The 12315-nt window shown below is 72.7% G+C and carries 13 protein-coding genes; 4 read left to right on the forward strand and 9 right to left on the reverse strand.

Going from position 1 to position 12315, the window contains the following annotated elements:
- Window positions 1-31 precede the first annotated feature (31 nt).
- Together J5X75_RS19800 and J5X75_RS19805 are read right to left on the reverse strand one after the other, a co-directional pair.
- Window positions 32-781, reverse strand: coding sequence for an ABC transporter permease (locus J5X75_RS19800; RefSeq protein WP_208468883.1), 750 nt, complete (start codon window positions 779-781; stop codon window positions 32-34).
- Window positions 782-783: 2 nt separating this feature from the next.
- Window positions 784-1716, reverse strand: coding sequence for an ABC transporter ATP-binding protein (locus tag J5X75_RS19805; protein WP_208468884.1), 933 nt, complete (start codon window positions 1714-1716; stop codon window positions 784-786).
- 61 nt (window positions 1717-1777) lie between these two features.
- Between J5X75_RS19805 and J5X75_RS19810 the strand changes: the two genes are divergently transcribed.
- Window positions 1778-2731, forward strand: a complete 954-nt coding sequence (locus tag J5X75_RS19810; protein WP_208468885.1) for a helix-turn-helix transcriptional regulator — start codon at window positions 1778-1780, stop codon at window positions 2729-2731.
- A 118-nt stretch (window positions 2732-2849) separates the two neighbouring features.
- On the opposite strand, the gene J5X75_RS19815 is transcribed toward J5X75_RS19810, so the two are convergent.
- Genes J5X75_RS19815 through J5X75_RS19830 form a run of 4 tightly spaced genes read right to left on the reverse strand, consistent with a single transcriptional unit; the run spans window position 2850 to window position 5486 of the window.
- Window positions 2850-3839, reverse strand: coding sequence for a hypothetical protein (locus J5X75_RS19815; RefSeq protein WP_208468886.1), 990 nt, complete (start codon window positions 3837-3839; stop codon window positions 2850-2852).
- Window positions 3836-4387 carry an RNA polymerase sigma factor gene (locus tag J5X75_RS19820; protein ID WP_208468992.1) on the reverse strand — a complete coding sequence of 184 codons (552 nt, stop codon included), beginning with the start codon at window positions 4385-4387 and terminating at the stop codon, window positions 3836-3838. Before J5X75_RS19820 ends, J5X75_RS19815 begins: the two co-directional genes overlap by 4 nt.
- A 54-nt stretch (window positions 4388-4441) precedes the next feature.
- On the reverse strand, window positions 4442-4948 hold the full coding sequence (locus tag J5X75_RS19825; protein ID WP_208468887.1) for a GNAT family N-acetyltransferase: 507 nt from the start codon (window positions 4946-4948) through the stop codon (window positions 4442-4444).
- Window positions 4941-5486 carry a GNAT family N-acetyltransferase gene (locus tag J5X75_RS19830; RefSeq protein WP_208468888.1) on the reverse strand — a complete coding sequence of 182 codons (546 nt, stop codon included), beginning with the start codon at window positions 5484-5486 and terminating at the stop codon, window positions 4941-4943. The genes J5X75_RS19825 and J5X75_RS19830 overlap by 8 nt, the downstream gene beginning before the upstream one ends.
- A 25-nt stretch (window positions 5487-5511) precedes the next feature.
- Between J5X75_RS19830 and J5X75_RS19835 the strand changes: the two genes are divergently transcribed.
- The gene (locus J5X75_RS19835; protein WP_307798166.1) at window positions 5512-6915 is read left to right on the forward strand and encodes a beta-N-acetylhexosaminidase; all 1404 of its coding nucleotides are present in this window, start codon (window positions 5512-5514) and stop codon (window positions 6913-6915) included.
- On the opposite strand, the gene J5X75_RS19840 is transcribed toward J5X75_RS19835, so the two are convergent.
- Window positions 6878-8140 carry a cytochrome P450 gene (locus tag J5X75_RS19840; protein ID WP_208468890.1) on the reverse strand — a complete coding sequence of 421 codons (1263 nt, stop codon included), beginning with the start codon at window positions 8138-8140 and terminating at the stop codon, window positions 6878-6880. The genes J5X75_RS19835 and J5X75_RS19840 overlap by 38 nt on opposite strands.
- A gap of 91 nt (window positions 8141-8231) precedes the next feature.
- Here J5X75_RS19840 and J5X75_RS19845 point away from each other — a divergent pair, with 91 nt between their 5' ends.
- Window positions 8232-10193, forward strand: coding sequence for a M48 family metallopeptidase (locus tag J5X75_RS19845; protein WP_238488538.1), 1962 nt, complete (start codon window positions 8232-8234; stop codon window positions 10191-10193).
- Between the two features lie 150 nt (window positions 10194-10343).
- Window positions 10344-10793 carry a hypothetical protein gene (locus tag J5X75_RS19850; RefSeq protein WP_208468891.1) on the forward strand — a complete coding sequence of 150 codons (450 nt, stop codon included), beginning with the start codon at window positions 10344-10346 and terminating at the stop codon, window positions 10791-10793.
- Between the two features lie 49 nt (window positions 10794-10842).
- On the opposite strand, the gene J5X75_RS19855 is transcribed toward J5X75_RS19850, so the two are convergent.
- Together J5X75_RS19855 and J5X75_RS19860 are read right to left on the reverse strand one after the other, a co-directional pair.
- Complete coding sequence (locus tag J5X75_RS19855; protein ID WP_208468892.1) at window positions 10843-11586, reverse strand: hypothetical protein; 744 nt, start codon at window positions 11584-11586, stop codon at window positions 10843-10845.
- A 12-nt stretch (window positions 11587-11598) separates the two neighbouring features.
- Window positions 11599-12180 carry a hypothetical protein gene (locus J5X75_RS19860; RefSeq protein WP_208468893.1) on the reverse strand — a complete coding sequence of 194 codons (582 nt, stop codon included), beginning with the start codon at window positions 12178-12180 and terminating at the stop codon, window positions 11599-11601.
- Between the last annotated feature and the right edge of the window lie 135 nt (window positions 12181-12315).

Raw genomic sequence — 12315 nt, forward strand, 5'->3', positions numbered from 1 at the left:
GCACAAGGTAGCGGGCCGGGGAAAGCGCGGCTCAGTCGGAGCGCCGCATGGCACGGACTCCGACGGCCAGGCCGAGCAACCCGACCAGTACGGCCGCGACCAGTCCGTCGAGCGTGGTGCGGGCCAGCACCTCGCCGTTGAACAGCGCCCGTTCGGCGTCCACCACGTACGTCATGGGATTGATCCGGGACAGGGTCTGCAACCAGCCCGGCCCGTTCTCGATCGGGAGCAGCACGCCGGCCAGCAGGAGCAGCGGGAACAGCAGGGTCTGCTGGACCGTCCAGAAGAGCCACTCCTTGTTCTTGGAGGCCAGCGCCAGCGTGTACGACAGCGCGCCCAGCCCGACGCAGAACCCGGCCAGGACGACCAGCCCGAGCAGCGCCCCGGCGAGGTGCAGCTCGAAGCCGAACGGGACGCAGACGGCCACGATGAGGGCGGCCTGCGCGATCATCGGCACGATCTCCTTGAGCGCCCGCCCGATCAGCAGCGCGGGCCGCCGCAGCGGGGTGACCAGCATCCGCTCGTGCGAGCCGGTCTGCATCTCGAAGAGCAGGTTGGAGCCGGTCATCGAGGAGCCGAAGAGGCAGGACATCACGATGATCCCGGGCACGAACCACTGCAACGAGGAGCCGCCGTCCGGTGCATCGGGCAGCAGCGGCGCGAACAGGCCCAGGAAGAACAGCGGCTGGATCATCGAGAAGATCACGGTGAACGGGTCACGGAGGACCGGCCGCAGCTCCCGGCTGAAGACCACCCGGGTGTCGGTGACGAGCGATGTCATGATCAGGCCTCCACGAGTTCGGATTCCGGCGTGCTGGCGTCCTCGCGCAGGCTGCGGCCGGTCAGGGTGAGGAAGACGTCGTCCAGGGTCGGGCGGACGACCTCGATCGAGTCCGGACCGAGGGCGGCCAGGCGGGCGGCGAGCCGGGGCCCGTCGTCGGTGGTGATCCGCACCCGGTCGCCGCGCTGTTCGCCGCCGGACGCGCGCGCCGCCGCGGCCGCCTCGGCGGGGCCGGCGAAGCCCAGGATCACCCGGTCGCCGACGTGCTTCGCCTTGAGCTGCCGGGGCGTGTCGTCGGCGATGATCCGGCCGTGGTCGATCACGATCACCCGCTCCGCCATCGAGTCGGCCTCGTCGAGGTAGTGCGTGGTGAGCACGATGGTGGTTCCGTGCTCGGCGCGCAGCCGCAGGATGTGCTCCTGGAGGTTGGCCCGGTTCTGCGGGTCCAGCCCGGTCGACGGTTCGTCGAGGAAGAGCAGCTCGGGCGCGTGGATGAGGCCCATCGCGATGTCCAGCCGGCGCCGCTGGCCGCCGGAGAGGGTGGAGACGGTCCGGTTCGCCACCTCGGCGAGGCCGAGCGACTCGATCAGCTCGTCGGCGCGGGCCCGGGCGGCGCGGACCCCCATGCCGTACGCCCGGCCCTGGCTGATCAGCTCGTCCCGGCCGCGCTGACTGTGCCCGGCGCCGTTGCCCTGGCCGATGTACCCGATGCGGAGCCGCACCTCGCGCTGGTGGCGGACCACGTCGAAGCCGGCGACCTCGGCGCTGCCGCTGGTCGGGGGAATGAGGGTGGTCAGCATCCGCAGGGTGGTCGACTTGCCGGCCCCGTTCGGGCCGAGCATCGCGACCAGCTCGCCCCGCGCCACCGTCAGATTGATGCCGTCGACCGCGCGCACGTCCTTGAAGTGCTTCGTCAGCTCTCGCGTCTCGATCATTCCTCGACGGTAGGGTTCACTGCGGCCACTTTCTGACCGCAATCCGATGGAGTCTGGCGCCATGGCGAATACGAGTGCACGGATGCTGCGGCTCCTGTCGCTGCTGCAGACACATCGCTACTGGCCCGGCTCGGAACTCGCCGAGCGCCTCGAGGTCAGCGCCCGCACGCTGCGCCGGGACGTCGACCGGCTGCGCGAGCTGGGCTATCCGGTGGACGCCTCACGCGGGGTGGCCGGCGGCTACCAGTTGCAGGCCGGCGCGGCCATGCCGCCCCTGCTGCTCGACGACGAGGAGGCGGTCGCCATCGCGGTCGGGCTGCGCAGCGCCGCCGCCGGCGCGGTGGCCGGCTTCGAGGAGACCTCGGTCCGCGCGCTCGCCAAGGTGATCCAGCTGCTCCCACCCCGGCTCAGGCGCCGGATCGACGCCCTCCAGGCGGTCACCGCCCCGGGTGTGTTCGGTGGCGGCCCGGTCCTCGACGCCTTCACCCTGACCACCTGCGCGATGGCCTGCCGGGGTGAGGAGAGGTTGCGGTTCGACTACACCCCGCGGCAGGGCGAGTCCGCCCGCCGCCACGTCGAGCCGCACCGCCTCGTCTCGCTGGGCCGGCGGTGGTATCTGATCGCCTGGGACCTGGACCGTGGCGACTGGCGTAGTTTCCGCCTGGACCGGCTGACCGGCCCGCAGCCGACCGGCGCCCGGTTCCGCCCTCGCGAGCTGCCCGGCGGCGACCCGGTGCGGTGGCTGCGCTCCCGGATGCGGACCATCCCGAACCGGTACGCGGTGTCGGTCGTGGTGCAGACCGACGTGGCCACGATCCGCGGTTTCGTCGGCAACTGGGGCGAGGTGGAGGAACTGCCGGAGGGCGGCTGCCGGTTGCGGATGAACATCGACGACCTGGGCTGGCCGGTCATGGTGCTCGGGGTGCTGAACGCGCCCTTCACCGTGGAATCCCCGGACGAGCTGCGGGAACGGGTGCGCCGGGCGGGCGAGACGCTGCTGCGTGGCGCCGCATAGGCGGCTGTGGACGGACCGGCGCCCCCGTGGCGCCGGTCCGCAGTGAAGAAAATAGCGACCGGGTACGACAAGACTCCGTCACCTTTAACCGGGCGCTTATATAAATCTCGATGAAAATCTAGCCGGCGCGCCGAACCGACTCGGCGACCTCGAGCGCCTGCTTCGCGGTGAACGACCGGGGCGTCATGACCCGGACGATCGAGCGGTCCGCGAGCCGCGCCTGAACCATCCAGAACTCGTAGGCCTGGAAGAGGTCGGCCGGCCGTCCCTGGACCGTCACCCGCCGCTGCCTCTGGAGACCCTGCACCTGCTCGTCCTGGAAGAGCGGCGCCGACTCCGGCGCCCACTGCACCTGGAGGTCGATCTCCGGATGGGCCGGATCGCGGTACATCAGGATGCTCTCGTTCTTGAAGGCGGCCAGCTCCCAGCCGTCCGGGACGAGGCCCACGGTGACCTCGAACCGCAGCCGCTGCGGCTTGTCCTCGACCCGTCCGGCCAGCTCGATCAGCGCCTCGTCGGTGGCGTACCGGCCCTGACCGGTCAGGCGCAGCCACTCACCGGGCCGGTGCTCCCAGACCAGGACCAGCGGCAGAGCGCCACCGTCGGCCGACGACCCGGTGGACTCGATGATCCGGCCCGGGCGGCCGCCCACCTCGACGTCGTGCTCGCCGATCCCCAGGAATCTCTTGTCGTAGTCCTTCTCCGTGCTGGTCAGGTAGACGTCGCTGCCGTCGCCGGCCAGGTAGACCGCGATCACCGGGTCGCCCGGGTTGGCGGTGAAGGTCGCCTCGCCGAGACCGGACAGCGTGTACGGGAACTCCGGGGCGCGCGCCGCCACCAGCCGGATCGGGCCGGCCTCGGTGGTGGTGGCGGTGGTGGGCGCCGGGTCCGCGGGACGGCCCCAGCGGGGCAGCGTGACCCCGGCGACCGCCACGGCCATCGCCAGGCCCAGCCCGGCCAGCGCCACGCGCCTGGTGAACGGGCGCCGGGCGGCAAGGGGGCGGGGGGCCTCGGCGTCGAGCAGCCGGGCGCGGGCCGCGTTCAGCACGGCGTCCGAGGGCGGAGCGGCGTCCGGGCCGTACGCGTCGAGCAGTTCGATGTCGTTCACTTCTCCACCTCCAGGGGCGCGAGCACGGCACGGGTCACCTTGCGGGCCCGGTTGATACGGGAGCGGACGGTGCCGACCGGGATGTCCAGGGCGGCCGCGATCTCCGCGTACGAAAGCTGGGCATAGGCGAGCAGCAACAGCGCGTCGCGGTCCCGGGCCTTGAGTCTCGCCAGCGCCGCGGCGAGGTCGGCGCGCAGCGCCACGGCGTCCACCCGGTCGTCGGCGGAGTCGTCGGTGTGCGGGCGCGGCTGTTCCCCGGCGGCCCGGGCCAGCGCCCGGTAGTGCCGCTCCTCCTGCCGGACGTGCCGGTGCAGCACGTTGGTGGCGATGCCGAAGAGCCAGGCGCGGACCTCCAGGCCGATCGGCCGGTACGAGTCGCGCCTGCGGAAGGCGATCAGGAACGTCTCGGCGAGCAGGTCGTCCGCGGGCGCCCCGATCCGGCGGGCGAGATAGCGGTGGATCGCCACCGCGTGCCGGTCGAAGAGCGGCGCGAACTGTTCCGGATCCCGTAGCGATTCCCGGATCAGCACGTCGTCGGCGATGTGCATCAGGTCGGTCACACCAGTTGATGCCCGCGGCGCGGGATCGGGTTCACGAAATCTTCAGATGGTCCGGGAGAAGCGCCAGGACCAGGCGTTGTCGGCCTCGGTGGAGCCGTAGGTGCGGCGCCGCTCCACCCGGCGGAAGCCGCGCGCCTCGTAGAACGGGATGCCGAGCTCGTTGCCCTCCAGCGCGGCCACCCACATCTCGGTCGCGCCCAGCTGCCGGATCTGGTCGGTGATCCGGTCCAGCAGCAGCGTGCCGAGACCGCGACCGCGCTCGTCCGGGTCCAGGTAGAGCACGAACAGCTCGCCCACGCCGGGCGCGGTGAGCCCGCCGCCGGCCGCGCCGACCACCCGGCCGTCCTCCTCGGCCACCTGGTAGCCGAGCCAGCCCGGGGGAGTCGCGGTGATCTCCCTGGCCACCCGCTCGGCGTTGTAGAACTCGATGAGCATCCGCTCGATGAACTCCGGCGACAGCAGGTCCGGGTAGGTGGTCAGGTAGCCCCGCGTACAGATGTCGCGGATCGCCGCCACGTCGGAGCCGGTCGCCGCCCGCACCTCAGCCATGGACGGAGGATAGGCCGCGCTGCCGGATGTGGTCGTCGTGCCACTCGGAACCGACCCGGAACCGTTTCACCCCTACCACCTCGAAGCCGTGCTTGGCGTAGAACCGGGCGGCCCGCTCGTTCCGCTGGTTGACGCCGAGCCAGCAGGTCGCCGCGCCGGTCTTCGCCGCGGCGTGCAGGGTGCCGGTCATCAGCTCGGCCGCCGCGCCGCCGCCGTGCCGCTCCGGCGCCAGATAGAACTTGCTCAGCTCGATGCTGGTCGCCGCGTCCACCACCCGTGCCACGTCCGGGTCGCCGATCGGGCCCCCGACCAGCATCGAATAGCCCACCGGATGATCGTCGACCGACACCAGCAGCAGAATCCGCCCCGGGTCGGCGAGGTAGCGGCCGAAGCTCTCCACCGACAGGTGCGCGGCCACGAACGCGTCGATGTCGGCCTGCGCCGTCCCGGGCGGACAGGCCAGGCCGAACGTGCGGGCGGCCAGATCATGCAGCGACTGCTCGTCACCCTGGGTGGCGAAGCGTGTGGTGATCGTCATGGGAAAACTGTTTACAATCTTCAGAGTGAGCGAGCGGACGGTGCAACTCGGCGATGTTATCCCTCGGCCGGCCTCGGTGCGGCCCGTCTCGGACGCGACGTTTCCCATCAATTCCGGTACGGCCGTCAGCGCGCCGCCGGAGCTGACGGACGTCGCCGCGCACCTCGGCCTGCCGCTGTCGCCGGACGGCGCGATCCGCCTGAGCCTGGACCCGGAACTGCCCGCCGAGGGCTACCGGCTGGAGATCACCGCGGACCGCGTGACCCTCGCCGGCGGCGCCCCGGCGGGCGTCTTCTGGGGCGTGCAGACGCTGCGCCAGCTCGGCCCGGTGCTGCCCGGCGGTGTCGTCGAGGACCACCCGCGGTACGCCTACCGGGGCGCCATGCTCGACCTGGCCCGGCACTTCTTCACCCCGGACGAGGTGCGGGCGCACATCGACCTGCTGGTCCAGTTCAAGATCAATCATCTGCACCTGCATCTCACCGACGACCAGGGCTGGCGGCTGGAGATCCCCGGCTGGCCCCGGCTCACCGAGGTCGGCGGCGGCCCGGGCACCGGTGTGGACGGGGCCGGCTCGGGTTTCCTGACCTGCGCCGAGTACTCCGGCCTGGTCGCCTACGCCGCCGACCGGTTCGTCACCGTGGTGCCGGAGATCGACATGCCCGGCCACGTGAACGCGGTGCAGGTCGCCTACCCCGAGCTGACCGCCGACGGGCAGCCGGTCGCGCCGCGCACCGACGCCGAGGTGGGTTACAGCTCGCTGGTGGCCGGCAAGGAGGAGACGTACACCTTCGTCGAGGCCGTCCTGAAGACGGTCGCCGACCTGACCCCCGGCCCCTACCTGCACATCGGCGGCGACGAGTGCATGGCCACGCCGCCGGGCGACTACCGCGCCTTCCTGGACCGGGTGCTGCCGATCCCGGCCGCCCACGGCAAGAGCGTCATCGGCTGGCACGAGATCGCCGCCGTCGACCTGCCGGAGACCGCGATCGTGCAGTTCTGGCGGATCGAGGAGTCCGACGAGGCGGTGGCCCGGGCCGCGGCGTCCGGCCGGCGCGTCATCGTCTCCCCGGCCGACCGCACCTACCTCGACATGAAGTACGACGCCGCGAGCCCGCTCGGGCTGGACTGGGCCGGGCACCTGACGGTCGAGCGGGCGTACGACTGGGACCCGGCGGAGCGGCTGCCCGGAGTCGGCGAGGAGGCGATCCTCGGCGTCGAGGCGCCGCTCTGGTCGGAGACCCTGCGCAGCGTCGACGACGTGCGCTACCTGACCTTCCCCCGGCTGCCCGCGGTGGCCGAGGTGGCCTGGTCACCGCGCGGAAGCCGGGACTGGACGTCGTTCCGGGAGCGGCTGGCCGCCTTCGGGCCGCGCTGGACCGCCGCCGGGATCACCTTCCATCGAACGCCCGAGATCGACTGGCACTGACCGGGCGGATCACCGCGTGCTCCGGGACGACCACCTGGATCCGGTCGCGGGGCAGCGCCGGAATCCGGGACAGGTCGATCGCGGTGTTCTGCGGCGGCAGATAGTGGTCCAGCGCCGCGAGCCGCCGGACCAGGGCGCCGAGCACGGCGACGGTGATCTTCTCGCCCGGGCAGCGGTGCCCGGTCCGGGGATCCCCGCCGCCCTGCGGGATCAGGTCGAAGTCGCCGGTCTCCCGGCCGAGGAACCGCTCCGGCGAGAACGCGTACGGGTCCGGCCACAGCTGCGGGTCGTGGTTCTGCCCGTAGACGTCGAGCAGCACCAGCGTCCCGGTCGGGATCGGCTCGCCCTGGAAGAAGGCGTCCCGGACGGCCCGGCCACCGAGGAACGGGGCGAACGGGTAGAACCGCCGCACCTCCTGCACGAACGCCTCGGTGTACTCCTCGTCGCCGGAGCAGATCCGGGCCTGGTGACGCGGCCACATGTCCATGGCATGCGCCGCGAACACCAGGTACCAGGCCACTGCGATGGTCGGGCGGATGATGTTCAGCAGCTCGACGGCGGCCACCCGCGGATCCAGCCGGGCGCCGTCCTCGGTGTGGTGCGCCACGGCGGACAGGGCGGTGTCCGAGCGAGGCTTCGCCCGTACCGTTGAAATGATTGTGGAAAATCGCCGCTCCTCCCGGCGGCGTGCCGCGAAAGCCCGCGCGGTGCGCGGCCCGACCGTCGCGAACCCGTCGACCATCGACGCGCAATGCCTGGCCAGGGCATTCACCTCACGCTCCCGCAGGGGTACGCCCACCCAGCGCGACACCGCGGCGGCGATGATCCGGGTCGACTCGTCGAAGAGCCGCACCGGCGGACCGCCCCGCCACCGTTCGGCGGCCGAGTCGAACTCCTCCCCGGCCAATTCCGCCAGCCGGTCGGCGCCGTCGTCCGTCAGCAGCGACGTGAACAGCGCCTTCCGGTGCCGGTGCGCCGACCCGTCCAGGGTCTGCACCCCACCGCGGCCGAAGAGGGTCCGCACCGCGAGTTCCGGCAGCGCCGTGTGCCGCTCCACGTTGCCGGTGCCGTAGAAGAACTGCGCCGCGGACGGGCCGCAGATGCCGACGGCCGGCCGGCCCAGCACCCGGGTCCGCACCGCGCCGCCACCCGCCCGGCGGCGCAGATCGGGCAGCCACGCGTACCCCTTCAGGGCGACGGCCAGTGTCTGATCGAGGTCAGCCATACCGCTTCGTATAACCAGCAGTCCGGGCACGAAACGGTTACGTACGGTTTTGGCCCTACGCTGGGTGGCCGATCTGCGGGAGGAGTGCGGCTTGAGTAGGAATGCACCACCGGTGGCGGCGCGGTCGGCCATCGCGCTGGCCGGGTTCCCGGTCGTCGCCGGGCTCCAGCTCGCCGCCGTGCTGCTGCTCCTCTGGACGGTCCTGTCGGTGCTGCCCGGCGCGGTCGCGCTGCGGGCCGGGATGCCGCTGAGCATCGCCACCGTCGGCGCCCTCGGGTACGGGACCTGGCGGGCCCTGCACACCCGCCGGCGTACCCCGGCCGGGGTGGCGGTCACCCGGCAGCAGGCCCCGAAACTGTGGGAGCTGATCGACGGTGCCGCCGTGGCCGCCGGGGTCCGCCCGCCGGACGGGGTCACCGTGGTCGCCGACGCCACCGCGGTCCTCGGCGAGCGCACCCGGGTGCTCGGCCTGATCGGCGGGCGCCGCGACCTCTACCTGGGCCTGCCGCTGCTCCAGGCGCTTCCGCCGGCCCGGCTCCGGGCGGTGGTCGCGCACGAGCTGGCGCACGGCTCGCCGAAGCTCGGCCGGTGGGCGCCGCTCGCCTACCGCGGGCGGGTCGCGGTCGGCCGGACGGCGCCGCGGATCTCCCGGCGCAACCCGGCCGGGGCGGTGCTCCGCGCGTACGCGGCGTTCTACCGCCGGATGGACGCCCCGTTCAGCCGCGCTCAGGAACTGGCCGCCGACCGGATCGCGGCCGACCACGCCGGGGCGGACGAGACCGTGGCCGCGCTACGGGACCTGCCCGCGCTGGCCGGGATGCAGCGCCTGTTCCACGCCGAATACGTGGGGCCCGGGTGGCAGGCCGGTTACGTGCCGGACGACGTGTTCGGCGGGCTGTTGCGGGTGCTGGCCGCCCGGTCGGTGGAGATGAGCATGCTGCGGGCCACCGAGCCGGAGCCGAGCGGTCCGTGGGACACCCATCCGCCGCTGGCCGAGCGGGTGGCGGCCCTGACCCCGCGACCCTCCCCGGCCGATGCCGCTCCCGAAGAGCCGTCCTCCGCGGAGGACGCCGCCGAGGAGAAGGCGGAGGAGAAGGACGAGAAGGCGCAGGAGAAGGCCGGGGACGAACCGGTGGAACCGGAGGAGGAACTCGTCCCCGATCTGCCGGCGCTCGGGCGGGCACTCCAGGCGGTGGCCTTCCCGCCACGCGGCCGCACCGTGGTGAGCTGGGACGAATGCCTCAGCTTCGCCCGTACCACGGAGATGGAACGGGAAGCGGAAGCCGCCCTCGCGGCGATCTCGCGCGCCTCGGACGCGGCCGTTCCGGACGCCGCGCATCTGCTCACCCTGGTCGCCGACGGCCGGCTGCGCGCCGCGGCCGGCGCCGTCTTCCCGGACGCGTCACCGGAGGAGATCACCGGGCGGATCGTCGACCTGCTCGGGCTCATGCTGGCCCTCGCCGCGCTGCGCGGCGGCGTGGCCCGCTGGCGGCACAGCTGGACCGGCGCGGCCGAGGTGGTCGCCGTCGACGGCGCCAACCTGAACCTCGCCGAACTCGCCGCCGCGGCCGCCGACCCGGAGACCACCGAGGCGGTCCGGACCTACCTGACCGAGAACGGCTTCGACCTGGCGGCGCGCGCGGACCAGCGCGCCGCGGCCCGCGCCCGGGTGCTCGGCGGTCTGGTCAACCTGTCCGCGGACGGCACGCGTACCGATCTGCTGATCACCGACCTGGGCCTGCTGCTGGTGCCGGGCCTGCCGCGCGGCCGGGGCGTCGAGGCGAAACGCCGGCTGACCCGGATCGCGGCCGACGGTGTCCCGGCCGGCGCCGAACCGCCCGCCGAGCCCGATTCCGATCAGGAGCTTCGCCGTTTCGTGCCGTTCGCCGACGTCGCCGGGGTGACCGTCCTACCGGGACGCCGCAAGGGGTGGGTGATCGGCCTGCGGGACGGCGGCAACCTGTCCCTGCGCCCCGCCCTCGACGCCGATGAGCTGCCCGGAGGCTGGGCGGCCTGGGACGAGGCCGTCACCTTCCTGGCCGGAACCCGCTGACCCGAGTCGCCTGTACGACGAATCCGCAACCGTTACGTCACTTCGGGTCACAATAACTCCAGCGATTGTCTGCTTGGCCGGCGTCCGAATTGGGTAGCAGGTGCCGGAGTGAGGCGCGACGATCGTCTCGGGCGCGGGGGAGGGGCCGTCATGGAACGAGGTCCGTTGGCACTCTTCGGGGCGATCGTGTCGGTCGGACTGGGTCCCGCCCTGTGGCTCGGCGCGCAGCTCGGTGCGGTCAACCTGGCGCCCAGCCAGCGGCCCGCCCCGGTGAACGAGCAGTTCCCCGGCGTCGACATGGACTTCGGCGGCGCCGGCGCGGGTGACCCGGCCGTCGATCCGATGTCCACCTTCCCGTTCACGCCGTACCACCGGCCCACGTCGACGGCGCCCGCGAAGCCGAGGCACGCCGCCACGGCGAGTCCCACGACACTCGAACCGGTGCAGCCCTCCCCGCCGCCGGCCTCGCCGTCGTCGTCTCCGCCGGCGTCGCCGTCGACCTCACCGTCCGCGCCGCCGCCCAGCACCGCGCCGGTGTCGCCGTCACCCGAGCTCTCCGGGCCGGAGACCAGCGCCGAACCGGATCCGTCGGCACGATGAAGGGGAGCCGTTCGCGGCTCCCCTTCATCGTGTTCCTCGTGCGCGGCGGTCAGAGGCCCAGCAGCCGGTCCAGAATGTCCCGGTAGCTACGCAGCTCGACACGCAGCGCCTCGGTCTCGTCGGTGCCGGTGGACAGCGAGCCGCGGTGGTCGCGCAGCGCCTTGGCCAGCTTGTCGACCGCCTCGTCCACCAGTCCGGCCGCCTCGCCGGTGGCCGCCTTCGGGTCGTCGACGAAACGCAGCTGGATGTCGCGCCACCGCTCCCGCAGCGACTCGACGTCGCCGCCCGGGAAGAGCGCCACCGGGCCGGTGACCGGCTCGTCCGCGGTGCGCCGCGGCTCCTCCACAGCGGAGTCGTCCTCCTCGGGCAGGTGCGGGTCGTCGAAGGTGCCCCGGTCCTCGAGCGCGCCGTCCACCACGGCGTCGTCCTTGTGCCCGTCGTCCTTGTGCCCGTCGTCCTTGTGCCCGTCGGCCTTGGCGGTGCCGTCCTCGAAAGCGACGGTACGGTCGGCGGCCGGCTCGGCGGCGGCGGTGGGGATCCGGTCGGTGCGGTCCGGGTCGTCACCCACCGCGGCGGGCTGCCGGTCGGGCTCGACAGCCTGCTGGTCCGGCCCCGGCTCCCACGGGGATCCGGCCCGCTGCTGCGGGACCGGCCGCGGGGCGGTCCCGTTCGCGCTGTCGTGTTCCTTGGCCTGGTCGGCCCGGTCGGTCTGGTTGGTCCGGTCGGTCGGGTTGGTCCGGTCGGCCTGGTCGGTCTCGTCGGCCTCGTTGGCCTCGTTGGAGAAGAAGCGCATCGTGGGGGCTCCTCAGCGGCTGGTGGCGTCGGTCTCGGGGGCGGTGGGGGTGGGGTGCGCGACCGGGTCCTCGCCGAGCAGATCGGCGAAGAGGGCGCGGTAGTGGACGAGCGCCTGGCGCAGGTCCTCGGTCTCGGCCCGGCCGTCCCGGCTGCGGACGCTGATCTCGTGGGCGGAGCGGTAGTGCTCCAGGGTGGCGGCGTGCTCCACGGACAGGTCGGCGAGCCGCTCGTCGTAGTCGCCGGTCGGGTAACCGCGCTCGGCGATCAGCCGGGTGACCAGCTCGTCGGCGGTCGCCACCGCCTCCTTCGGGCTGTCCACGAACTGGATCTGAACCTCTTCCCAGGCCGCCGAGTACCGGGTCCGCGACTCGGCGGAGAGCGGCCGGATCTCCAGCTTCGCGTGCCGCTTGGTGCGTTCGAGCAACTCCTTCTCGGCCTCGGAGCGGCTGCCGGTGTCGGCGACCACGCGGTCGTACTCCGGGCCGAAGGTCTGCCGCAGCCGGCGGCGGCGCGCGGCCTGGACACCGACCACGACCGCGGCCAGCACCAGGAGGACGACGACTATCAGGACGATGGTGGCGGTGGTGGACATCAGGTTCCTCCTTCTTCCACCGCCTGTATTCCCACCCGATACCACGCGCCAATCACCTCGCACGGAATAAGGGGACGACCGAACCGGGAGCGGGACGCCACTGTCGTAAGACCGACGATCTAGCGAAAAAGATCG

The sequence above is a fragment of the Actinoplanes flavus genome (assembly GCF_017592555.1).
GTDB lineage: Bacteria > Actinomycetota > Actinomycetes > Mycobacteriales > Micromonosporaceae > Actinoplanes > Actinoplanes flavus.

Excerpts from the sequence above, each read along its gene's own strand:
- J5X75_RS19850 (WP_208468891.1), top strand. The coding sequence starts at position 10,344 with ATGGAACGAGGTCCGTTGGCACTCTTCGGGGCGATCGTGTCGGTCGGA.
- J5X75_RS19805 (WP_208468884.1), bottom strand. The coding sequence starts at position 1,716 with ATGATCGAGACGCGAGAGCTGACGAAGCACTTCAAGGACGTGCGCGCG.
- J5X75_RS19820 (WP_208468992.1), bottom strand. The coding sequence starts at position 4,387 with ATGCACATCGCCGACGACGTGCTGATCCGGGAATCGCTACGGGATCCG.
- J5X75_RS19800 (WP_208468883.1), bottom strand. The coding sequence starts at position 781 with ATGACATCGCTCGTCACCGACACCCGGGTGGTCTTCAGCCGGGAGCTG.
- J5X75_RS19830 (WP_208468888.1), bottom strand. The coding sequence starts at position 5,486 with ATGACGATCACCACACGCTTCGCCACCCAGGGTGACGAGCAGTCGCTG.
- J5X75_RS19825 (WP_208468887.1), bottom strand. The coding sequence starts at position 4,948 with ATGGCTGAGGTGCGGGCGGCGACCGGCTCCGACGTGGCGGCGATCCGC.
- J5X75_RS19860 (WP_208468893.1), bottom strand. The coding sequence starts at position 12,180 with ATGTCCACCACCGCCACCATCGTCCTGATAGTCGTCGTCCTCCTGGTG.
- J5X75_RS19855 (WP_208468892.1), bottom strand. The coding sequence starts at position 11,586 with ATGCGCTTCTTCTCCAACGAGGCCAACGAGGCCGACGAGACCGACCAG.
- J5X75_RS19840 (WP_208468890.1), bottom strand. The coding sequence starts at position 8,140 with ATGGCTGACCTCGATCAGACACTGGCCGTCGCCCTGAAGGGGTACGCG.
- J5X75_RS19810 (WP_208468885.1), top strand. The coding sequence starts at position 1,778 with ATGGCGAATACGAGTGCACGGATGCTGCGGCTCCTGTCGCTGCTGCAG.